Source organism: Pseudomonas sp. SMV7 (genome assembly GCF_052041995.1).
Taxonomy (GTDB): Bacteria; Pseudomonadota; Gammaproteobacteria; order Pseudomonadales; family Pseudomonadaceae; genus Aquipseudomonas.
Window position 1 is genome coordinate 44,455 of the sequence record NZ_JBKGGT010000026.1, and the last position, 21,131, is coordinate 65,585.

Here is a 21,131-nt window from a genome sequence, read left to right on the forward strand (position 1 = left end):
CAAAAACCTTGTTTTTGCGAAAAAACCAAGAACTTCATGCTGTTGCCATGGTCTTTTGCCGTCTTTTCTCACTTGGCGGCGCTTTCCATGGTGTCGCCACCGACCACGGACATTCTGCATGCCGCGATGCTGGCTCATTCTACTGCTGACGCTGGGTCTGGCCTTGACCGGGCCGGCACATGCGCGCCTGCCGGGACCGCAGCAGAACACGCCACCTGCCAAAGTGCGCGACCTGCAACAGATTCGCAGCAGCCAGGTACTGCGGGTGCTGGTCAACCAGAGCCGCAACAGCTCGGGAGAGGTCAAGGGCGAGCCGGTCGGCATCGAATACTATCGCCTGCGCGCCCTGGAGCATTACCTCAATGCCCGCGCCGCCGATGGCCAGGAGATCCAGTTGAAGTTGATTCCGCGCGCCAAGGAACAACTGCTGGGCGCCCTGGCGCGTGGCGAGGGCGACCTGGCCGTGCCGGGCGAGCTGCTCGACCCTGGCGCGGTTCGCGGCGTCAGCAGCAGCGCCCCGGTGCTCGACCAGGTGCCGCTGGTCCTGGTGGGGCGCAAGGGGGAACGCAGTTTCAGCCACGTCGAGCAGCTGTCCGGGCGCACGGTGGCGCTGACCAGCGCCAGCGCCGCCGGCCCGCTGATCCAGCAGCTGAACCAGCAGCTGGCACTGCGCAAACGTGCGCCGATCAAGGTGGAATGGGTCGACTCGACCCTGGCGGTTGAGGACGTCCTGGAGATGGTCCAGGCCGGTATCTATCACCTGACCGTGATCGAGCAGCCGATTGCCCGGCGCTGGGCCCGGGTGATGCCGCGGCTGCGCCTGGACAACCGTGTACAGCTGGGGGCCCCGCAAGCCATGCGCTGGTACGTAGGCCGCGATGCGCCACAGTTGCTGGCCACGGTCGACCGCTTTTTACAGGGCTACCGAGCGCCGGACAACCAGGATGCTGCGTTCGAGCGCATCTACCGCCGCCAGTACCGGGTGCACAACCCGCTGGCCAGCAAGGACCGCCAGCGCCTGAACGCGCTGCGGCCAGTGCTGCAGAAACACGCTGAGGCACAGCAGATCGACTGGCTCAACCTGGCCGCGCTGGCGTTCAAGGAGTCGACGCTCAACCCGTCTGCTCGCGGTACCGGCGGCGCCCATGGCCTGATGCAGATCACGCCTTCGGCTGCGCAGCGCGTGGGGGTGAGCAACACTGCCACGGTGGATGGCAATGTCCAGGCCAGCGCCCGTTATCTGGCGCTGATCCGGCGCAAGTTCTTTGCCAGCGCGAAGATCAATGAGCGGGAACGCATGGCCTTCGTGCTGGCAGCCTACAACCTCGGCCCCGAACGGGTCCAGGCCATGCGCGCCGAAGCGCGGCGGCGTGGGCTGAACGGCAACCAGTGGTTTTTCCAGACCGAACGCATTGCCATGGAGCAGGTGGGCATGGGGCCGGTCAATTTCGTCAACAGCGTGAACAAGTACTTCCTGGCCTTCAATCGGGAGCGTGCCGGGCTGGAGCGTGTAGCGAAACGCTAACAAATCGATTTTATCGATTGTTATGTTGGGTTTTTTGCGATTTTCATATCCGTATATTTGATTATGATGGCGCCATCCCAACCCAACTTCCTGTTTCAAGGACGCTTCGACATGAACAACACCACCCTCAACGCACTGTTCTCCACCCGTGCCGGCGCTGGCCTCAGCGTCATCCGTATCCTGGTCGGCATCATCTTCATGGCGCACGGTGCGCAGAAGCTGTTCGGCCTGTTCGGCGGCTATGGCCTGGAGGGCACCGGGCAGTGGATGGAAAGCATCGGCCTGGCCCCGGGTTACCTGATGGCCTTGCTGTCCGGTAGTGCCGAGTTCTTCGGCGGCCTGGCCCTGCTGATCGGCCTGCTGGCGCGCCCGGCGGCCCTGGCGTTGACCGTGACCCTGGTGGTGGCGATCTTCTCGGTGCACATCGGTAACGGCCTGTTCATGTCCAACAACGGCTATGAGTTTGCCCTGGCGTTGCTGGCCGGTACCGTCGCGGTGCTGATCGAAGGCGCCGGGCGCTTCTCGCTGGACCGCCTGATCGCCCGGTAACCCGCCGCGAGTTGCAAGCCGCAAGCCGCAGGCAAGAGCAGACCGGGGATCGATCTGCTTCTGCCTGCGGCTTGCAACTTGTTGCTGCTCGCTCTAGCATACCGCCTGCGCCGATTTAAACAGCTACTTGCGGGGCGCGGGACAGCCCCCTCCGGGTCATCCGAAATACCGCTAAAGCGCTGGTTCGGTGACGCCTCCCACCGCTGCCCAGCGGGATTCGCGAGGCGGAGAGAAGCTCCATGAGTTGCCCACGTACCAGTGTCTGTTTGAGCCCTTTGCCAGCCAGCCAGGCGTCCCGCACCCCGCGCATCCTGCTCGGCGGCCAGCATCAGCCCACTCTTTTGCGTCACCTCGAAGGCCTGTCCCGGCGCAAGGGGCAGGCGCGTGCCTTCCTGATCCAGTTCGCCGATACCGGCTGCCACCTCGCGCAGTATGGCGATGACCGTTTCGACCTGGCCGTGATCCAGGCCCCGGTGCCGGAAGAGGCCGCCGAAGTCATCGGTCATCTCACCCGCATCGCGCGCCAAGGCCTGATCACCCGCCGCTGAGGAGTGCGCTGTTGAGTACCAACATCATCACCACCGAAGGCCATGAGGCGCTGAAGAAAGAGCTGGATCACCTGTGGCGGGTGTACCGCCCGGAGATCACCCAGAAAGTTGCCTGGGCGGCGTCGCTGGGCGACCGTAGCGAGAACGCGGACTACCAGTACAACAAGAAGCTGTTGCGCGAGATCGACCGCCGGGTGCGCTACCTGCGCAAGCGCCTCGAAGATGTGAAGGTGGTGGCCTACTCGCCACAGCAGGAAGGCAAGGTGTTTTTCGGTGCCTGGGTGGAGATCGAGAACGACGAGGGCGAGGCCATGAAGTTTCGCATCGTCGGCTACGACGAGATCTACGGGCGCAACGACTACATTTCCATCGATTCGCCCATGGCCCGTGCCCTGCTGAAAAAGCAGGAAGGTGATGAGGTGGTGGTACAGACCCCTGCCGGGGAAACCACCTGGTATGTGAACAGCATCAGCTACGGCCAGTGATGGGTATTGCCTGGGCCGGCCTCCGCGGCGACAGGCAACCCTCAACTCTCCCGCAACACTGCCAACGGGCTGGCGTTCAACGCTCGTCGCGTCCCCAGCACGCCTGCTCCGCCCACCAGCAATGCGCCCGCCAGGGGCAACACCAGCAGCCACGGATGTGGGCTCCAGTGCAGGTCGAAGGCATAGCGATACAGCACCAGCGTTATCAGTTCGCAGCCTATCGCCGCCAACAGCCCACTGGCGGCACCCAGCAAGCCGAACTCGATCCGCCGGGCCTTGACCAGCAATGGGCGCGCCGCGCCTAGTGCGCGCAGCAAGGCGCCTTGGCGGATACGCTCGTCCAGGGTCGCCTGCAAGCCCGCGAACAATACCGCCAGCCCTGCCGCCAGCACGAACAGCAACACGTATTCCACTGCCAGGGTCACTTGGGCGAGGATGCTGCGCAGCTGAGCGAGCAGGGCATCAACCTGCAGGATGGTCACCGCCGGGAACGCCCGTGACAGCGCCACCACATCCAGGTCATGGCCAGGCGCCAGGTAGAAGCTGGTCAGGTAGGTGGTGGGCAACCCTTGCAGCGTGCCAGGCTGGAAGATCATGTAGAAGTTCGGCTGGAAGCTGTCCCAGTGCACGCTGCGCAGGCTGCTGACCCTGGCCTGGTGCTGCTGGCCGCCGATGTCGAAGGTCAGCAGGTCGCCCAACTGCAGCTTCAGGCTGCTGGCCAGTTCCGCTTCCACCGATACACCGGGGATTTCCTCTGCAGCGGGCAGGGCCTGCCACCAGCTGCCGGCAGTCAGTTCATTACCTTCCGGCAGGTCGGCGGCCCAGGTCAGGCTGAGGTCACGTTGCACGGCACGCTCGCCGGCCGAATCCTTGCTTACCACCTGCTGCACCGGCTGCGCATTGATCTGCACCAGGCGACCTGGTGTCACCGGGTACAGTGGCGCCGAGGTCGCGTTGACCTGATGCAACTGGCGGGCGAAAGGTTCGCGGTCATCTGGCAGGATGTTCAGGGCGAAGTGGTTGGGCGCGTCCTTGGGCAACTGCGCTTGCCAGGTGTCGAGCAGTTCGGCGCGAAGCAGGGCGACCAGCGCCATGGCCAGCAGGATCAGGCCGAATGCCAGGGCCTGGCCGGCGGCAGCCAGGGGGTGCCGCAGCAGTTGGCCCAGCCCCAGGCGCCAGGTCAGTGTTGCTCCGGCCAGCAACCGGCGCAGGCTGCGCAAGCCGAGCAACAGCAGGCCGCCGAGCAGCAGTGCGGCGACCAGGCCGCCGCCCAACAGGGCGAAGGTGAGCAGCAGGTCGAGGCTCAGGCGCCACATGATCAGGCCAAGGGCGAGCAGGGCAGCGCCATAGACCAGCCAGCTGCTGGTCGGTATCGGCAGCAGGTCGCGGCGCAGTACGCGAAGTGGCGGCACCTTGCCCAGTGCGGCAATTGGCGGCAAGGCGAAGCCGGCCAGGGCTACCAGCCCGGTGGCGCTGCCAGCCAGTGCCGGAACAATGCCGCCGCCAGGTACCACGTCTGGCAGCAAACCCTGCAATAGACGGAACAGGCCAAGCTGCGCCAGCCAGCCGAGCAGGGCGCCCAGCAGCGCGGCGGCCAGGCCGAGCATGGCCAGTTGCAGGCAGTACAGGCCCAGTGCCTGGCGGCGGGACAGGCCCAGGCAGCGTAGCAGGGCACTGGCGTCCAGGCGGCGTGCTGCATAGCGGCTCGCCGACAGCGCGACGGCGACCCCGGCCAGCAGTACCGCCACCAGGCTGGCCATGTTCAGGTAGCGCTCGGCTTTGCCCAAGGCACCGCCGATCTGCTGGTTGCCATCGCGGGTATCGCGCAAGCGCTGGTTGGCGGCCAGGTCTTTCTCCACGGCCTGGCGATAGCGCGCCAGCGCCTCAGGTTCGCCGCGCCACAGGTCGCGGTAGGTCACCCGGCTGCCTGGCTGGATCACGCCGGTGGCTTGCAGGTCAGCCAGGTTCATCATCACCCGCGGGGTCAGGCTGTAGAAGTTGTTGGCGCGGTCCGGCTCGTAGGTCAGCACGCGGCTGATACGCAGGGTTTTCATGCCGACGTCGATGCTGGCGCCGACCGGCAGCCCCAGTGCAGCCAGCAGGCGCGGTTCGACCCATGCCTCGCCCGGCGCCGGCCCACCGCCCGGGGTTTCCGTGGCATAGGGTTGGGCGGCACTACGTACCTGCCCACGCAGCGGGTAGGCGCCGTCGGCGGCCTTGACGCTGGACAGCTGGATGCCGTTGTCGCCGCCCACCACGCTGGTGAACTCGACCACCTGGGCATGGCGCAAGCCAAGCGCCTTGCCGGCAGCGAGCTGTTGTTCGCGGGCCGGGGCGCTGCCCTGCAGCACCAGGTCGGCGCCGAGGAACTCGCTGGCACGCAGTTGCATGGCGCCGTTGAGGCGGGCGCCGAAATAGCCGATGGCGGTGCTGGCCGCGACGGCCACCAGCAGGGCAAAGAACAGCACGCGCACTTCACTGGCACGGATGTCGCGCAGCAACTGGCGCAGGGCCAGGCCGCACAGGCGGGACAGCGGCATGTGGGTCATCAGGCCTCCAGCGGCGTCACCAGGCGGCCTGCGTCCAGGCGGATCTGGCGCCGGCAGCGCCGGGCCAGGCGTTCGTCATGGGTAACCAGCACCAAGGTGGTGCCGCGTTCCTTGTTCAGCTCGAACAGCAGGTCGCTGATGCGTTCGCCGGTGTGGCTGTCGAGGTTGCCGGTGGGCTCGTCGGCGAACAGCACTGCCGGTTGGGCGGCAAAGGCACGGGCAATGGCCACGCGCTGCTGTTCGCCACCCGAGAGCTGGCGCGGGGTATGGCTCAGGCGCTTGCCCAGGCCGACCCGTTCGAGCAGCGTGCGCGCCTGTTCACGGGCATCGCGGCGGCCATCCAGCTCCAGCGGCAGCATGACGTTTTCCAGGGCGTTGAGGCTGTCGAGCAGCTGGAACGACTGGAACACGAAGCCCACGTGTTCGGCACGCACCCGCGCGCGCTGGTCCTCGTCCAGCGGCCCGAGGTCGTGGCCGGCGAGCATGACCTGGCCGGCGCTGGGCCGGTCGAGCCCGGCGAGCAGGCCAAGCAGGGTCGACTTGCCCGACCCCGAGGCGCCGACGATGGCCAGGCTGTCGCCCCGGGCCAGGTCGAGGGACAACGCATGCAGGATAGTCAGGTCACCTTCCGCGCTGGGGACCACTTTGCTAAGGTTCTGCGCAACGAGAATGCTGGGGCCCATGGAGAATCCGATGCGAGTGTGGTGGTTGAGTGCCGGTCTGGCCCTGTATTGCCTGGCCCAGAGCGCGGCGGCGGGAACGCTGCTGGTTGTTGGCGATAGTATCAGCGCCGGTTTCGGCCTGGATACCCGCCAGGGCTGGGTGTCCCTGTTGCAGACCCGGCTCAGGGACGAAGGTTTCGACGATCAGGTGGTCAATGCCTCGATCAGTGGCGACACCAGTGCCGGTGGTCAGGCGCGGCTGCCGGCGCTGCTTGCAGCGCACAAGCCGAGCCTGGTGGTGCTGGAGTTGGGCGGCAATGATGGCCTGCGCGGGCAACCGACGGCGCAATTGCAACAAAATCTTGCATCGATGATCGAGCGCGCGCGCGAGGCCGGCGCCAAGGTGGTGCTGCTGGGCATGCGCCTGCCGCCCAATTACGGTGTGCGCTACACCAGCGCATTCGCCCAGGTGTATGAACAGCTGGCGGCGGAAAAACAGGTCCCGTTGGTGCCGTTCTTCCTCGAAGGGGTGGGCGGTGTGCCGGGGTTGATGCAGGCCGATGGCATCCACCCGGCCCAGGCCGCCCAGCAGCGCCTGCTGGAAAATGCCTGGCCGGCGATAAAACCCTTGCTGTGATGCTTTAAACGGCGCCGGCTTTCGGCTAATGTTGCGCCCCCCGTTTCGAGTGCCCCCGATGCCGCGCCCTGCCTGGTCCCTGTATGCCTACCAACTGATCGAGCCCGATGAGCAGCTCGATCTGTTCGCCTGCCAGGAAATCCGCGTCCATCTGGTGGCCCGTCAGCTGGAGCTGGGCGTGCCGGTCGACCGTACCCTGTGCGGTGGCCTGCTGCCGGCGCAGCCACGCTGGTCGGGTGTGCCGCGCTCGATCTACCGCGACGGCCGCCTGTGCGACCTGTGCCGCGCCATTCTCGATGCCCAGCGGCGTGGCATGCGCCCGGTGTGGCCGGAGCTGCAGAGCGGCTGAGCGTCACACCTTTCATCATCTGAAACGCTTGCAGCGCGGCAATGCCTCCCGCTTGCTTCGGCACAGGTGTACAATCGATTCTCTTGACCCATCTTTCGAAGGATTTACCGGATGTTGCCGCGCTTTCCTGCCGTCACCCGTAGCCTGTCCCTGGCCGCCCTGCTGGTAGCGGGCCCCGCTGCTGCGCTGGAGCTGCCACTGCCACCGCCCGGTGAAGACATCGTCGGCCAGGTGCAGGTGATCAAGGCCAAGTACGAGGACACCTTCGCCGACATAGGTACCGCCAACGACCTCGGCTACCTGGAAATGATCGCTGCCAACCCGGGTGTAGACCCGTGGTTGCCGGGCGCTGGCACCGAAATCATACTGCCGACGCGCTACATCCTGCCGCCTGGCCCGCGTGAGGGCATCGTCATCAACCTGGCGGAGTACCGCATGTACTACTTCCCGAAAGGGCAGAACGTGGTGCATACCTTCCCGCTGGGCATCGGTCGCGAGGGCTGGGGTTCGCCGATCGCCAACACCAAGATTACCGCCAAGACGCCGAACCCGACCTGGACCCCGCCCGCGTCGATCCGTGCCGAACATGCCGCTGACGGCGACATCCTGCCGAGCGTGGTACCGGCTGGCCCGGACAACCCGCTGGGGCCGTTCAAGTTCACGCTGGGCGTGCCGGGCTACCTGATCCACGGTTCGAACAAGAAGTTCGGTATCGGCATGCGTACCAGTCACGGTTGCTTCCGCATGCTCAACAACAACGTACTGGAATTGTCGAAGATGGTGCCGGTGGGTACGCCGGTACGCATCATCAATGAGCCGTACAAGTTCGGTATCAGTGGCGGCAAGGTCTATCTGGAGGCGCACACGCCGCTGGACGACCAGGGCAATCCGTCGGTAGTCGACAAACACACGGCGGTTATCAATGCCTTGCTCAAGCGCGAAGACCTGGCCAACAACCTGCGCATGAACTGGGACATGGTGCGTGACGTGGTGGCTGCGGAAGATGGCATGCCGGTGGAGATTGCCGTGCCCACCCAGAGCCAGGGCGCTGCGCCAATGGTTTCGAGCATTCCTGCCGAACTGCAGTAGGCTATTTGCGACACACCCGGGCCTGCCTTAGTGCAGGCCTTTTCGTTTCTGCCTGGCGCGTTTGCCTTGTGTGCGGGCAATAAAAAAGCCGACCCACAAGTGGGTCGGCTCCATAACAATCCGTGAGGATTATTACTTGCGGCTGGCTTTGTCCAGCATACGCAGAGCGCGCTCGTTGGCTTCGTCAGCGGTCTGCTGAGCCTTCTGAGCGGCTGCCAGTGCGTCGTCAGCCTTACGGTAGGCTTCGTCAGCACGAGCTTGAGCGCGAGCTGCTGCGTCTTCAGTCGCAGTCAGACGAGCTTCGGTTTCTTTGGATACGCTGCTGCAACCGGTAGCCAGAACTGCGGCCAGAGCCAGAGCAGAGAATTTCAGAACGTTGTTCATCGTGTTCCCCTTCAAGGACTTTCTATTAAATAGCCATCTCTCGGAAAAGAGAAACTGGCCGGCGTACATAGTACCCATTACTTGTAGTAAGTAAACTGACTAAGCGCAAGAACTGCAAAAAAAATGTTGCCTGGCGCTGTCCTGACAAGATTCGCGGCAGGTACTGTGTAAAAAACGCGCAGGGCGCGCAAGCGTTTGTACTACGGCAACTTTTTTGCTGAACTAACGGTGACTTTAACTGTCCTTCAGCGTCTTAAGCCCTAGTACATCCGGTGTGGCCTGCCGGCATGCGGCCAAGAGTCGCTCTGGCTGCATTTTCGCCATTTTTAACCGCCACCACCTTGAGCAATCCCGCTGGCGGCGCCTACTATCTTGTGAGTGCCAGAGGTTCCGAACGATTGCAATCGTTCGGTGGTCGAAGGGGCAACAGGTGGCGTAGAGGATTCTGTGCCGGATAAACCACCATCGGTTAAGGTATGGGTCTGCCGAGAAGACCTGCGAGGAGTAGTGATGAGCGAAGCGCTGACCATCCACCATGACCAGGCCGGTCATCAGTTCGAGACCAACGTGGACGGTCATCGTGCCTATCTGACGTACATGGATCTGGGCAAGCAGACGCTGGACATCTATCGCACCTTCGTGCCCAACGCCCTGCGTGGTCGCGGGATTGCAGCCGCGCTGACCGAGCGGGCCCTGGAGTACGCCGAACAGATGGGTTACACGGTGATTCCGTCCTGTTCGTATGTAGAGCGCTACATGGAGCGCCAGCAGCGGCATTCCAGCAAGGTCTGATTCTAAAAAAGGCGGGGCCGCGTTGCGCCCCATCGCCGGTAAGCCAGCGATGGGGGCACAACGCGGCCCCGCCTTCTTGTATCAGCCGCGCTTGCGCTGCGGCAGCACATCCTTCAGCTTGGCACGCATGCTGCGCAGGGTCTTCTCGGTAGCCGACCAGTCGATGCAGGCATCGGTGATCGACACACCATACTGCAGCTCGTCCAGGTTCTTCGGAATCGACTGGCAGCCCCAGTTCAGGTGGCTCTCGACCATCAGCCCGATGATCGACTGGTTGCCTTCGAGAATCTGGTTGGCAACGTTCTCCATCACCAGCGGCTGCAGGGCAGGGTCCTTGTTGGAGTTGGCGTGGCTGCAGTCGACCATGATGTTGGCCTTGATCCGGGCCTTGGCCAGGTCCTGCTCGCACAGGGCGACGCTGACCGAATCGTAGTTCGGCTTGCCGTTGCCGCCGCGCAGTACCACGTGACCGTACGGGTTGCCCTTGGTGGTGACGATCGATACACCGCCTTCCTGGTTGATGCCGAGGAAGCGGTGCGGCTTGGACACCGACTGCAGGGCGTTGATGGCAACGGTCAGGCCGCCATCGGTGCCGTTCTTGAAGCCGACCGCCGAGGAGAGGCCAGAGGCCATCTCGCGGTGGGTCTGCGATTCGGTGGTGCGAGCACCAATGGCCGACCAGCTGATCAGGTCCTGCAGGTACTGCGGGGAAATCGGGTCGAGCGCTTCGGTGGCGGTCGGCAGGCCCATTTCAGCCAGGTCCAGCAGCAGCTTGCGGCCGATGTGCAAGCCATCCTGGATCTTGAACGAGTCATCCAGGTACGGGTCGTTGATCAGGCCTTTCCAGCCGACGGTGGTGCGCGGTTTTTCGAAGTACACGCGCATGACCAGGTACAGCGTGTCGGACACTTCCTCGGCCAGTATCTTGAGGCGTTCGGCGTACTCGTGGGCCGCCTTGATGTCGTGGATGGAGCAAGGGCCGACCACGACGAACAGGCGATGGTCCTTGCCGTCGAGAATATTGCGCACCACTTCACGACCCGCAGTCACGGTCTGCAGGGCCTTGGCGCTGAGGGGGATTTCCTTCTTCAGCTGATCGGGGGTGATCAGCGTCTCGTTGGAGGCAACGTTCAAGTCATCGATCGGTAAATCAGCCATCGTGTTACTCGTCAGGTCACGGTGCCGGCCGCCAACTATCCCCGTGCGGCCCAGCAGCAAGAATAATCGCAGCGGGGAGCCGAACCTTAGCGCGTTACAGGTGGCGCGACAATGGGCTGGGCCCCGTCCGTGTGGGGTTTTTCCGAGATGGCGGGTGTTTGCCGCAAACAGGCTGCCCGGCACTGCGCAACCTGTGTAAAAAGAAGCCTGACTTTTATCGGGAGATCGGCATGCATTCGTATACCCCACGTATCGGCATTATCGGCAGTGGTGCCATCGGCGGCTTCTATGGGTTGATGCTGGCCCGGGCCGGCTGCGATGTGCATTTTCTGTTGCGCAGCGAGTACGAGGTTGTGCGTGAGCGCGGGTTGACCGTGGACAGTGACGTGCACGGCACCCTGCAGGCGAACGTGCAGGCCTATGCCAGTGCCGCCGACATGCCACCTTGCGACTGGCTGCTGGTGGCGGCCAAGGCCACCAGCAATGACCAGCTGGCGCCGCTGATCGTGCAGGCGGCAGCCCCTGGCGCCAAGGTGGTGCTGCTGCAAAACGGCCTCGGCGTGGAGGAGCAGCTGCGCCCGGCCTTGCGCGATGACATGCACCTGCTTGGTGGCCTGTGTTTCATCTGCGTCAACCGCCAGGCGCCTGGGGTGATCCGTCACCAGGCGCTGGGCGCGGTCAACCTGGGCTACTACAGCGGGCCGGCCGACGATGGCGGTGCCGCGCTGGTCAAGGAGGGGGCGGGGTTGTTCCACGCTGCGGGCATCGATTCGCAGGCCATGCCCGACCTGGCCCAGGCGCGCTGGCAGAAGCTGGTATGGAACGTACCGTACAACGGCCTGTCGGTGCTGCTCGGCGCCAGTACCACGCCGCTGATGGCCGATCGCAACAGCCGTGCGCTGATCCAGGCCTTGATGGCCGAGGTGGTGCAGGGTGCGGCGGCGTGTGGTCACGTGTTGCCCGAGGGCTATGCCGAGCATCTGTTCGACGTCACCGAGCGCATGCCCGATTACTGGCCCAGCATGTACCACGACCATGCCCACCAGCGCCCTCTGGAACTGCAGGCCATCTATGCCGAGCCACTGGCACGGGCACGGGCGGCCGGTTGCCAGTTGCCACGCATGGAGATGCTGTACCAGGCGCTGGCCTTCATCGGGCGCGGTGGCCAGGCCAGCTGAGCGCGCTTCCGGCCTGGCCGGCAGTGCGCCGGACGGCCAGGCGCGCGTCCGGGGCGCTGCTAAGCTGAAGCTTGCTCTGCCGCAGCGGCAGTCGAGGAGGTCGAATGATCCGCTCCATGCTGTACGCCACTGACCTCGGTGTGTACGCCCCTTTTGTCATGCAGCACGCGCTGGCGCTGGCGCGTACCTTCGGCGCCGAGTTGTATGTGATCCATGCGGTGGAGCCCATGGGGCAGTTCGCCGAATCGCTGCTGCAAAGCTACCTCGACGAGCAGACGCTCGACCAGTTGCACAGCCAGGGGGTGAACACGGTGATGGCCAACATCGAGCAGCGTGTGCTGGAGAACTTTCGCGACGAGCTTGGCGAGGAGGCCGACCTGGCGGTGATCAAGGCGGTGCGGGTGCGCCAGGGCGACCCGGCACAGGTGATCCTCGACCAGGCGCAGCGGCTGAGTGTCGACCTGCTGATTTTCGGCAGTCACAGCGCCGGTGCGGGCGTGGACGTGCCCTTGGGGCGCACGGCGGTGCGGCTGCTGCAGCTGTCGCCGGTGCCGGTGTACATGGTGCCGTTGGCGCAGCACCTGGGGCGCAGGAAAGCATGAAGGTGGCCGTAGGCCATTTCCTTGGGTATGTAACAAAATAGTTCTAGATTTATTTCCAGAACCACTAATATAGTTATATATCGACGCTGCCTGCTGCCGCGGACTCATTGCTGAACCGAGGGGAACCTATGAAGCTTCAACAACTGCGCTACATCTGGGAAGTGGCGCACCATGACCTCAACGTGTCCGCGACGGCGCAGAGCCTGTATACCTCCCAGCCGGGTATCAGCAAGCAGATCCGCCTGCTCGAGGATGAGCTGGGTGTTGAAGTCTTTGCCCGCAGCGGCAAGCACCTGACCCGTGTCACCCCGGCCGGAGAGCGCATCATCAATACGGCCGGCGAGATCCTGCGCAAGGTCGAAAGCATCAAGCAGATCGCCCAGGAATTCTCCAACGAGAAGAAGGGCACGCTGTCCATCGCCACCACCCACACCCAGGCGCGTTATGCCTTGCCGCCGGTGATCAGCAGCTTCATCAAGCAGTACCCGGAAGTGTCCCTGCACATGCACCAGGGTTCGCCCATGCAGATTGCCGAAATGGCTGCGGACGGTACGGTTGATTTCGCCATCGCGACCGAGGCGCTGGAACTGTTCGGCGACCTGATCATGATGCCGTGCTACAAGTGGAACCGTTGCGTGGTGGTGCCGCAGGGCCACCCGCTGGCGAAGCTGCCGAAGTTGACCCTGGAAGCCGTCGCCGAATACCCGATCGTGACCTATGTGTTCGGCTTTACCGGGCGCTCGAAGCTGGACGAGGCCTTCAATCATCGTGGCCTGACCCCAAAAGTGGTGTTCACTGCGGCAGACGCCGACGTGATCAAGACCTATGTGCGCCTGGGGCTGGGCGTGGGTATCGTCGCCGGCATGGCGGTTGACGCCAAGCTGGACAATGACCTGGTAGCACTGGATGCCAGCGAACTGTTCGAAGCCAGCATCACCAAGATCGGTTTCCGCCGTGGCACCTTCCTGCGTGGCTTCATGTGCGACTTCATCGAAAAGTTCGCCCCGCACCTGACCCGTGAAGTCATGGCCAAGGCCATTCAGTGCCATAACAAGCAGGAACTGGAAGAGCTGTTCGAAGGCGTCGAGCTGCCGGTGCACTGATTCGAAACTGTCGGGGCCGCTTTGCGCCCCATCGCCACGCGAGGCCGCTCCTACGGGGATGTGCGATAACCTGTAGGGGTGGCCTTGTGTGGCGATGGGGCACGAAGCGGCCCCGGCAATTTCAAGCCTTGGTAATCAGGTTGCCGGCGTGCAGCCCGCATTCCTTCTGGGTCGACTCCTCCCACCACCAGCGCCCCTCGCGCTCATGCTGGTTCGGCAGTACCGGCCGGGTGCAGGGTTCGCAGCCGATGCTGATGAAACCACGCTCATGCAGGCTGTTGTAAGGCAGTTCGAGCATGCGGATATAGCCCCACACCTCTTCGCTGGTCATCTGCGCCAGCGGGTTGAACTTGTACAAGGTGCGCTCGGGGGTAGAGAAGGCGCTGTCGATCTCCAGTGCCGCTACCTGGCTGCGGGTGCCCGGGCTCTGGTCGCGCCGCTGGCCGGTGGCCCAGGCGCTCACGGTCGCCAGCTTGCGCCGCAGCGGCTCGATCTTGCGGATGCCGCAGCACTCGCCATGGCCGTCCTTGTAGAAGCTGAACAGGCCCTTTTCCTTGACGAACGGGTCGAGCTTGGCGCGGTCGGGGCTGAGGATTTCGATCGGCAGGCCGTACTGCTCGCGTACCTGGTCGATGAACCGGTAGGTCTCCGGGTGCAGGCGCCCGGTGTCGAGGCTGAACACCTTGACCTGCTTGTTCAGCTTCCAGGCCATGTCGACCAGCACCACGTCCTCGGCACCGCTGAAGGAAATCCACAGGTCATCACCGAAGTGCTCGAAGGCGAGCTTGAGGATGTCCTGCGGGGACTTGTTGGCGTAGGTCGCGGCCAGGGCGGCGACGTCGAAGGGTTGGCTCATCAGGCGGTTTCCATCTTGGCTGTGGCGCTGTGCGCTCGTAGTAGGCTGATGGTAACAAAAAATGGCGGGCTGGACGCCGGTCACAAGCCTTGCAGCGTCTCCATCAGCACCCGCACCTTGGCAATCGATTCTTCATATTCCGCCTGCCACTCGGAATCGGCCACCACCGCGCCGCCGCCCCAGCAGCAGACCTGCCCGCCCTTGACCAGCAGGCTGCGAATGGCGATCGAGCTGTCCATCTCGCCGCGCACGTCCAGGTACAGCAGTGAGCCGCAGTACAGCGCGCGGCGCGTCGGCTCCAGCTCGTCGATGATCTGCATGGCGCGGATCTTCGGGGCGCCGGTGATCGAGCCGCCGGGGAAGCTGTCGCCGATCAGGTCCAGGGCGTCCTTGTTGCAGGCCAGCCGACCGGTGACGCTGCTGACCAGATGGTGCACGTTGGGGTAGCTCTCCAGGCTGAACAGCTCCGGCACCTTCACCGAGCCGATCTCGCAGGTGCGCCCGAGGTCGTTGCGCAGCAGGTCGACGATCATCAGGTTTTCCGAGCGGTCCTTGGCGCTGTGCCGCAGCTGTTCGGCATTCTGTGCATCTTCGACGGGGTTGCTGGCGCGCGGGCGGGTGCCCTTGATCGGGCGGGTCTCCACCTGGCGCTGGCTGACGCGGATGAAGCGTTCGGGCGAAAAGCTCAGCAAGGCGCTGCCGTCAGCCAGTTGCTGGTAGCCGGAGAACGGTGTCGGGCAGGCTTTGCGCAGGGCCTGGTAGGCGTGCCACGGGTCGCCCTGGCAGGGGGCGCGGAAGCGCTGGGTGAGGTTGATCTGGTAGCAGTCGCCCGCCTGGATGTAGCGCTGCACCTGGTCAAAAGCGGCCTTGTACTGTGCGGGCTGAAGGTCGCCGGCCATCGGCGCCAGCAGCTCGAAGTGGCCGTTTGCGCTGTTGTCGGCGCCCTCGAACAGGCTGATCAGGCGTTCGCGTTCCTGGCTGGCCAGGCTCGGATGAAAGACCAGTTGGCTGGTCGCGCACTGGTGGTCGCTGACCAGTGCCCAGGCATACAGGCCCAGTTGTGCGTCTGGCAGGCCCAGGTCGTCATTGGCCAGGCTGGGCAGCTGTTCCAGGCGTCGGCCAAAGTCATAGCTCAGGTAACCGATCAGGCCGCCAGCGAACGGCAGTTCGCTGCCGTCGGGCAGCTGGGCCTGGCCCAGTTGCGCCAGGCCTGCGCGCAGACGCTGGAGGAAGGCGCGGCCATCTTCGCCAGGTTGCGCCTGCAACTGTTGCACTGGCCAGGCGCTGAGCAGGTCGAAGCGGCCGCGCTCGGCGCCGGGGCGCGCGCTGTCGAGCAGGATCGCCCCGGGGGCCTGGCGCAGGCGGGCGAAATAGGCGGCAGGGTCAGGCTGGTAGGGCAGGGGGTGGAGCGTGCAGGTCGGCATCAGTGTGGACGGCGATATAAAAGCGAGGAGGGCGATTGTAGACCCGTGCAGGGAATGCGCCTAGCACTGGGCGCGACATTCAACATTGTGTTTGGCACCTGCGGCTGCTCTGCAGCCCAATCGCGACACAAGGCCGCTGCCGCAGGATTGCGCGATCTCCTGTGGCAGCAGCCTTGTGTCGCGATTGGGCCGCAAACGGCCCCGGCACTTTCAGCGCGGATGCACGTGGCCGAACAAACCTTGCGATACCCGAACCCGCTGTTCGGCATCCTCGCTGATGCCATCCTTGGCCAGCGCTTCCAGGTGCGCCTCGATGGCGTGGGTGCGCTGGGTCAGCCCGCAGTCGTTGGCAATCTGGATGTTCAGGCCCGGGCGGGCGTTGAGCTCCAGAATCAGCGGCCCCTTGTCCTGGTCCAGGACCATGTCGACGCCGATGTAGCCCAGGCCACACAGTTCGTAACAGCCGGCGGCCAGCTTCATGAAGCCGTCCCAGTTCGGCAGCTGCACGCCATCGACGGCGTTGGTGGTGTCCGGGTGCTTGCTGATGATGTTGTTCAGCCAGGTGCCGCGCAGGGTCACGCCGGTAGCCAGGTCGACACCCACGCCGATGGCGCCCTGGTGCAGGTTGGCCTTGCCACCGGACTGACGGGTTGGCAGGCGCAGCATGGCCATCACCGGGTAACCCATCAGCACGATGATGCGGATGTCCGGTACACCTTCATAGCTGATGCTCTTGAAGATCTGGTCCGGGGTTACCCGGTACTCGATCAGCGCCCGGTCGCGATGGCCGCCCAGCGAGTACAGGCCGGTGAGGATGCTCGAGATCTGGTGCTCGATTTCCTCATGGCTGATGATCTTGCCCGACACCGTGCGGTAGCGGTCCTCGAAGCGGTCGGCGATCACCAGGATGCCATCACCGCCGGCGCCCTGCGCCGGCTTGATGACGAAATCGCTGCGCCCGCCGATGATCTCGTCGAGCTTGTCGATTTCCTTTTCGGTTTCGATGATGCCGTACATCTCCGGCACATGGATGCCGGCCGCCAGGGCGCGCTCCTTGGTGATGATCTTGTCGTCGACGATCGGGTACAGGTGGCGCTTGTTGTACTTCAACACGTAATCCGCGTTGCGCCGGTTGATACCCATGATGCCCCGGGCCTCCAGGGCTTTCCACGTCTTGATCAGGCCAAACATCAGGCGTCAGCCTTCTTCAGGAATGCCTTGAAGCGCACGAGCTCGGTCAGGCGGTAGCCGCGGTAGCGACCCATTGCCAGCATGAAGCCCACCAGGATCAGCAGTACGGCCGGGAAGGTGAACACGAAGTACACCAGCTCCGGCACCATCATCAGCAGGTGCGCCAGGGAAGCGGCGAACAGGGTACCGATGGCCACTTTCATGGCATGACCGCCGCCGCGCTCTTCCCAGGTGATGGACAGACGTTCGATGGTCATGGTCAGGATCACCATCGGGAACAGTGCCACCGACAGCCCACGTTCCAGCCCCAGCTTGTGGCTGAACAGGCTGATGGCGGCGATCAGCACCACGACGAAGGTCAGCACCACCGACAGGCGTGGCAGCATCTGCAGTTTCAGGTGCTCCAGGTACGAACGCAGCGACAGGCCCAGGGCAGTGATCACCGTGAACAGCACGATGCCAAAGCCCAGCTGGGTTTCGCGGAAGGCCAGGGCGATCAGTACCGGGGTGAAGGTACCCAGGGTCTGCAGGCCGACCAGGTTGCGCAGCACCAGGATCACCAGTACGCCGATCGGGATCATCACCATGATCATGAAGGTTTGCTGGGTCTGCAGCGGCAGGCCGTACAGCGAATACTCGAGGAAGTCGGCGTCGGTATTTTCGTCGGTCAGCTTGGCCAGGCGGATGGCGTTCATCTCGCTGTTGTTCATGCTGAAGGTGACATTGGCCTTCTTGCCGCCATCGACGGTGATCAGGTTGTCGTCACCGGTCCACCACAGCAGGCGGTCGCTGGGCAGGCCTTGCTCGCCGGTGTCCGGGTTGAAGTACAGCCAGTCGCTACCGTTGAAGCTGCGCAACCACAGTTCCGGGGTTTGCGGCGTGTCGGCCACCAGGCGGATGGTATGCACCTTCTCCATCGGGACGTGGGCAATCGACAGCAGCAGGTCGATGACCTGGGCCTTCTTCATGGCCGTGGTGTCGCCGGCCAGCAACAGCTTGACGTTGTCATCGTTGAGGTTGTTGACCCGCTTGATGGTCTCGCTGACGAAGGTCTCGACGTCGGCCGAGTGCTGGCGGATGGGCGCCATCAGCGCCTCGGCGGCGATCTTCTCGGGGCCCTCCACGGCCAGGCTGTCGCGGAAGGTCGGGCCTTTGACCGTGGTCTTTTCCTTGCTGTAACGCTTGGTCAGAACCAGGCGGTAGTAGAGGGTCTGGTTACCGCTGGCGCGGCGCGCCGACCAGGTGACCTTGCGGTTGCCGTCGGCACGGTTGACGCTCACCCCATAGTTGTTGGAGATGAAGCTCTCGTTGAGGCTGACGTAGTCGCGGTTCAGCGGTGGCACGAACATCTGCACCTTGACCGGGTCCTTGGTGCTGGCCACGAACTCGACCTTGGCGTCGATGTTCCACAGGTCGTCGGTTTCATCCTCGGTGACCGGGATGCCGAGTACGAAGATCTGATAAGCCGTCACGGCCACGCCCAACAGCACCAGCACGGTGATCAGGACTTTCAGATGGAGGGTAAGAGAGCGCATCGGGATTACTCTGCTTTGGGAGCTTCGGTGGCACAGGCAGGTTTGCCGGCCGCGTATTTAAGGCTTGGGTCGACCAGCGCGTCGAAGTGCTTGAGCGCCTCGGAGCCGATCAGCAGCGGGAACTGGAAGGCGCTGCGGTCGGTGAGGTTGACTTCGATGGTGCGCACGGCCTGGCCCATGCAGATTTCAAGTTCGATGACCGGGCGCGCCGTGTAGGCCTTGCCCGATTCCGCATCATAGTCACCCGCACGGCGCTTGATCTTGCTGACCCGCGCCAGCGGGCGTTCGATAGGGTGGGAATGGGCGGCGTCGATGGCCAGGTAGAAGCGCACCCAGCTTTCGCCGTTGCGCTTGAAACGCTTGATGTCGCGGGCACTGAGCGAAGCGGTCTTGGCGCCGGTGTCGAGCTTGGCGGCCACTTCCAGGTCCAGGTCGCCCAGGCGTGCATATTCGTTGAGGCCGTAGACGGTCTTGCCTGCGGCGTGGCCAAGGGCCGGCAGCAGGGTCAGGCAGAGCAGCAGTAGAACGGGTGTAGGTCTCATATTCCTGGCGCGGTGCAGTGCAAGGTTCGGGGCTTTCCAAAGCGCGCTCTTCAGCGCGACCTTCGAGCCATGTTCAGAGCAAGGCGACTGGCAACGACTGCGCAAGCTTCCTCGTTCATCTGTCGACAACATGAATGGATGACAGACGGGTTATCCATACTCCAACGGAGGCGCGGCATTCTATCACGCCGGCGCCTTGACGCCAGCGGTGCGCGATCTGACAGCGACAGCGCGGCGTTAGTTCGTTCTTAGACGATTGTCGACAATATTCATTTTGTCTTTGACTGTTGCAGCCGGATTCGCTAATTTCTGGCGAAGCGATTTGCAAGGTGTCGACAATATGCAGGACCTATCCAGCCTCAGCCCAGTGCTGACAGACGAAACGGAAACCTTGTCCGAAAACGTCTTCCGACGCATTCAGGCGGCCATCGTCAAGGGTGAGATCGCCCCGGGGAGCAAGATCTCCGAGCCGGAGCTGGCGCGCACCTATGGCATCAGCCGCGGGCCATTGCGCGAGGCCATCCACCGCCTCGAAGGGCAACGCCTGCTGGTGCGCGTGCCGCATGTGGGCGCGCGGGTGGTGTCGCTCAACCACGCCGAACTGATCGAGCTGTATGAAATTCGTGAATCGCTGGAAGGCATGGCCTGCCGCCTGGCCGCCGAGCGCATGAGCCAGGCCGATATCGACGAACTGCGGCGGGTGCTCGATACCCACGAGCGCGATGCGGCATTCCAGGCTGGCCTGGGTTACTACCAGCAGGAAGGCGACTACGACTTCCACTACCGGATCATCCACGGCAGTGGCAACCAGACCCTGGTCAAGATGCTGTGCGGCGAGCTGTACCAACTGGTGCGCATGTACCGCATCCAGTTCTCGGCCACACCGAACCGGCCGCGCCAGGCCTTTGCCGAGCACCATCGCATTCTCGACGCCATCGCCGACCGTGACGGCGAGCTGGCCGAACTCCTGATGCGCCGCCATATCGGCGCGTCCAAGCGCAACATCGAGCGTCACTATCTGGACGCCCAGAACAACAGCCCACGAGGTGAGAAATGACTGTGAAGAGCACCCCCGGTCAGCGTTTCCGCGACGCCGTTGCCGCCGAACATCCGTTGCAGGTGGTTGGCACCATCAACGCCAACCATGCGCTGCTGGCCAAGCGCGCCGGCTTCAAGGCCATCTACCTGTCCGGTGGTGGCGTGGCCGCCGGTTCGCTGGGCCTGCCGGACCTGGGCATCAGCAACCTCGACGACGTGCTCACCGACGTGCGCCGCATCACCGACGTGTGCGACCTGCCCCTGCTGGTGGATGTCGACACCGGTTTCGGGGCCTCGGCCTTCAACGTCGCCCGTACCGTGCGTTCGATGAGCAAGTTCGGCGCGGCTGCCATCCATATCGAAGACCAGGTAGGCGCCAAGCGTTGCGGCCACCGTCCCAACAAGGAAATCGTCAGCCAGCAGGAAATGGTCGACCGCATCAAGGCTGCGGTCGATGCCCGCAGCGATGACAGCTTCGTGATCATGGCGCGTACCGATGCCCTGGCGGTCGAGGGCCTGAACGCTGCACTGGACCGCGCCGCCGCTTGCGTCGAGGCCGGTGCCGACATGATCTTCCCGGAGGCCATTACCGAACTGCAGATGTACAAGACCTTCGCCAACCGGGTGAAGGCACCGATCCTGGCCAATATCACCGAGTTCGGTGCCACGCCGCTGTACACCACCGAAGAGCTGGCCTCGGTCGACGTGTCGCTGGTGCTGTACCCGCTGTCGGCCTTCCGCGCCATGAACAAGGCGGCGGAGAACGTGTACACCGCGCTGCGTCGCGACGGCACGCAGAAAAACGTGATCGACACCATGCAGACCCGCATGGAGCTCTACGATGCCATTGGCTACCACGCCTTCGAGCAGAGCCTGGATGCGTTGTTTGCCCAGAAGAAGGGCTGAAGGCTTCGGTTGGAGCGGCTGGCCTCTTC

General features: G+C 63.9%; 22 protein-coding genes. 13 read left to right on the top strand and 9 right to left on the bottom strand.

From position 1 onward, the window contains the following. Window positions 1-118: 118 nt before the first annotated feature. The 4 genes from ACLEJP_RS23490 to greB all read left to right on the top strand — a co-directional run bounded on the left by ACLEJP_RS23490 (window position 119) and on the right by greB (window position 3,107). Window positions 119-1,525, top strand: coding sequence for a transglycosylase SLT domain-containing protein (locus ACLEJP_RS23490; protein ID WP_440810384.1), 1,407 nt, complete (start codon window positions 119-121; stop codon window positions 1,523-1,525). Window positions 1,526-1,636: 111 nt separating this feature from the next. After that, window positions 1,637-2,074 carry a DoxX family protein gene (locus ACLEJP_RS23495; protein ID WP_440810386.1) on the top strand — a complete coding sequence of 146 codons (438 nt, stop codon included), beginning with the start codon at window positions 1,637-1,639 and terminating at the stop codon, window positions 2,072-2,074. A gap of 239 nt (window positions 2,075-2,313) precedes the next feature. After that, complete coding sequence (locus ACLEJP_RS23500) at window positions 2,314-2,622, top strand: hypothetical protein (protein WP_225777163.1); 309 nt, start codon at window positions 2,314-2,316, stop codon at window positions 2,620-2,622. 11 nt (window positions 2,623-2,633) lie between these two features. Further along, window positions 2,634-3,107, top strand: coding sequence for a transcription elongation factor GreB (greB, locus tag ACLEJP_RS23505; RefSeq protein WP_440810388.1), 474 nt, complete (start codon window positions 2,634-2,636; stop codon window positions 3,105-3,107). Between the two features lie 41 nt (window positions 3,108-3,148). Here greB and ACLEJP_RS23510 read toward each other — a convergent pair whose 3' ends face one another. After that, window positions 3,149-5,656: an ABC transporter permease gene (locus ACLEJP_RS23510; protein WP_440810390.1), complete on the bottom strand. Its 2,508-nt coding sequence runs from the start codon at window positions 5,654-5,656 to the stop codon at window positions 3,149-3,151. Continuing rightward, window positions 5,656-6,339, bottom strand: coding sequence for an ABC transporter ATP-binding protein (locus ACLEJP_RS23515; RefSeq protein WP_440810392.1), 684 nt, complete (start codon window positions 6,337-6,339; stop codon window positions 5,656-5,658). The genes ACLEJP_RS23510 and ACLEJP_RS23515 overlap by 1 nt, the downstream gene beginning before the upstream one ends. Window positions 6,340-6,349: 10 nt before the next feature. On the opposite strand from ACLEJP_RS23515, the gene ACLEJP_RS23520 reads away from it, so the two are divergent. From ACLEJP_RS23520 to ACLEJP_RS23530, 3 genes are all read left to right on the top strand, one after another. Next, window positions 6,350-6,955: an arylesterase gene (locus ACLEJP_RS23520; RefSeq protein WP_225777167.1), complete on the top strand. Its 606-nt coding sequence runs from the start codon at window positions 6,350-6,352 to the stop codon at window positions 6,953-6,955. 58 nt (window positions 6,956-7,013) lie between these two features. Continuing rightward, complete coding sequence (locus ACLEJP_RS23525; RefSeq protein WP_225777168.1) at window positions 7,014-7,304, top strand: hypothetical protein; 291 nt, start codon at window positions 7,014-7,016, stop codon at window positions 7,302-7,304. A gap of 111 nt (window positions 7,305-7,415) precedes the next feature. Then, entirely contained in the window at window positions 7,416-8,393 is a 978-nt protein-coding gene (locus tag ACLEJP_RS23530; RefSeq protein ID WP_225777169.1) for a L,D-transpeptidase family protein, read from the top strand. A gap of 132 nt (window positions 8,394-8,525) precedes the next feature. Here the strand turns inward: ACLEJP_RS23530 and oprI are convergent, their stop codons facing one another. Beyond that, window positions 8,526-8,777 (bottom strand): outer membrane lipoprotei OprI, encoded by a 252-nt coding sequence (gene oprI, locus ACLEJP_RS23535; protein WP_003259780.1) that lies wholly within the window; start codon window positions 8,775-8,777, stop codon window positions 8,526-8,528. Between the two features lie 510 nt (window positions 8,778-9,287). Between oprI and ACLEJP_RS23540 the strand changes: the two genes are divergently transcribed. Further along, complete coding sequence (locus ACLEJP_RS23540; protein WP_025338432.1) at window positions 9,288-9,569, top strand: GNAT family N-acetyltransferase; 282 nt, start codon at window positions 9,288-9,290, stop codon at window positions 9,567-9,569. 81 nt (window positions 9,570-9,650) lie between these two features. On the opposite strand, the gene ACLEJP_RS23545 is transcribed toward ACLEJP_RS23540, so the two are convergent. Beyond that, window positions 9,651-10,727, bottom strand: a complete 1,077-nt coding sequence (locus ACLEJP_RS23545; protein WP_440810395.1) for a 3-deoxy-7-phosphoheptulonate synthase — start codon at window positions 10,725-10,727, stop codon at window positions 9,651-9,653. Window positions 10,728-10,957: 230 nt separating this feature from the next. Between ACLEJP_RS23545 and ACLEJP_RS23550 the strand changes: the two genes are divergently transcribed. From ACLEJP_RS23550 to cysB, 3 genes are all read left to right on the top strand, one after another. Next, window positions 10,958-11,905 carry a putative 2-dehydropantoate 2-reductase gene (locus tag ACLEJP_RS23550; protein ID WP_440810397.1) on the top strand — a complete coding sequence of 316 codons (948 nt, stop codon included), beginning with the start codon at window positions 10,958-10,960 and terminating at the stop codon, window positions 11,903-11,905. A 104-nt stretch (window positions 11,906-12,009) separates the two neighbouring features. Then, on the top strand, window positions 12,010-12,507 hold the full coding sequence (locus ACLEJP_RS23555) for a universal stress protein (protein ID WP_225777171.1): 498 nt from the start codon (window positions 12,010-12,012) through the stop codon (window positions 12,505-12,507). 128 nt (window positions 12,508-12,635) lie between these two features. Beyond that, entirely contained in the window at window positions 12,636-13,610 is a 975-nt protein-coding gene (gene cysB, locus ACLEJP_RS23560; RefSeq protein WP_225777172.1) for an HTH-type transcriptional regulator CysB, read from the top strand. Window positions 13,611-13,731: 121 nt separating this feature from the next. Here the strand turns inward: cysB and ACLEJP_RS23565 are convergent, their stop codons facing one another. The 5 genes from ACLEJP_RS23565 to rloA all read right to left on the bottom strand — a co-directional run bounded on the left by ACLEJP_RS23565 (window position 13,732) and on the right by rloA (window position 19,158). Continuing rightward, complete coding sequence (locus ACLEJP_RS23565) at window positions 13,732-14,466, bottom strand: phosphoadenylyl-sulfate reductase (protein ID WP_440810399.1); 735 nt, start codon at window positions 14,464-14,466, stop codon at window positions 13,732-13,734. An 80-nt stretch (window positions 14,467-14,546) separates the two neighbouring features. Continuing rightward, a complete protein-coding gene (pabB, locus tag ACLEJP_RS23570; RefSeq protein WP_440810401.1) occupies window positions 14,547-15,890 on the bottom strand; it encodes an aminodeoxychorismate synthase component I in 1,344 nt (447 codons plus the stop codon). A 210-nt stretch (window positions 15,891-16,100) separates the two neighbouring features. Next, on the bottom strand, window positions 16,101-17,081 hold the full coding sequence (locus ACLEJP_RS23575; RefSeq protein WP_440810403.1) for an alpha-L-glutamate ligase-like protein: 981 nt from the start codon (window positions 17,079-17,081) through the stop codon (window positions 16,101-16,103). Beyond that, window positions 17,081-18,616 (bottom strand): osmotic stress tolerance membrane protein RloB, encoded by a 1,536-nt coding sequence (rloB, locus tag ACLEJP_RS23580; protein WP_144172045.1) that lies wholly within the window; start codon window positions 18,614-18,616, stop codon window positions 17,081-17,083. Before rloB ends, ACLEJP_RS23575 begins: the two co-directional genes overlap by 1 nt. Before the next feature lie 5 nt (window positions 18,617-18,621). Further along, a complete protein-coding gene (gene rloA / locus ACLEJP_RS23585; protein WP_225777176.1) occupies window positions 18,622-19,158 on the bottom strand; it encodes a retropepsin-like aspartic peptidase RloA in 537 nt (178 codons plus the stop codon). Between the two features lie 340 nt (window positions 19,159-19,498). On the opposite strand from rloA, the gene ACLEJP_RS23590 reads away from it, so the two are divergent. Together ACLEJP_RS23590 and prpB are read left to right on the top strand one after the other, a co-directional pair. Continuing rightward, complete coding sequence (locus ACLEJP_RS23590; protein ID WP_440810406.1) at window positions 19,499-20,215, top strand: GntR family transcriptional regulator; 717 nt, start codon at window positions 19,499-19,501, stop codon at window positions 20,213-20,215. After that, window positions 20,212-21,102: a methylisocitrate lyase gene (prpB, locus tag ACLEJP_RS23595; RefSeq protein WP_225777178.1), complete on the top strand. Its 891-nt coding sequence runs from the start codon at window positions 20,212-20,214 to the stop codon at window positions 21,100-21,102. Before ACLEJP_RS23590 ends, prpB begins: the two co-directional genes overlap by 4 nt. The last annotated feature ends 29 nt before the right edge of the window (window positions 21,103-21,131 follow it).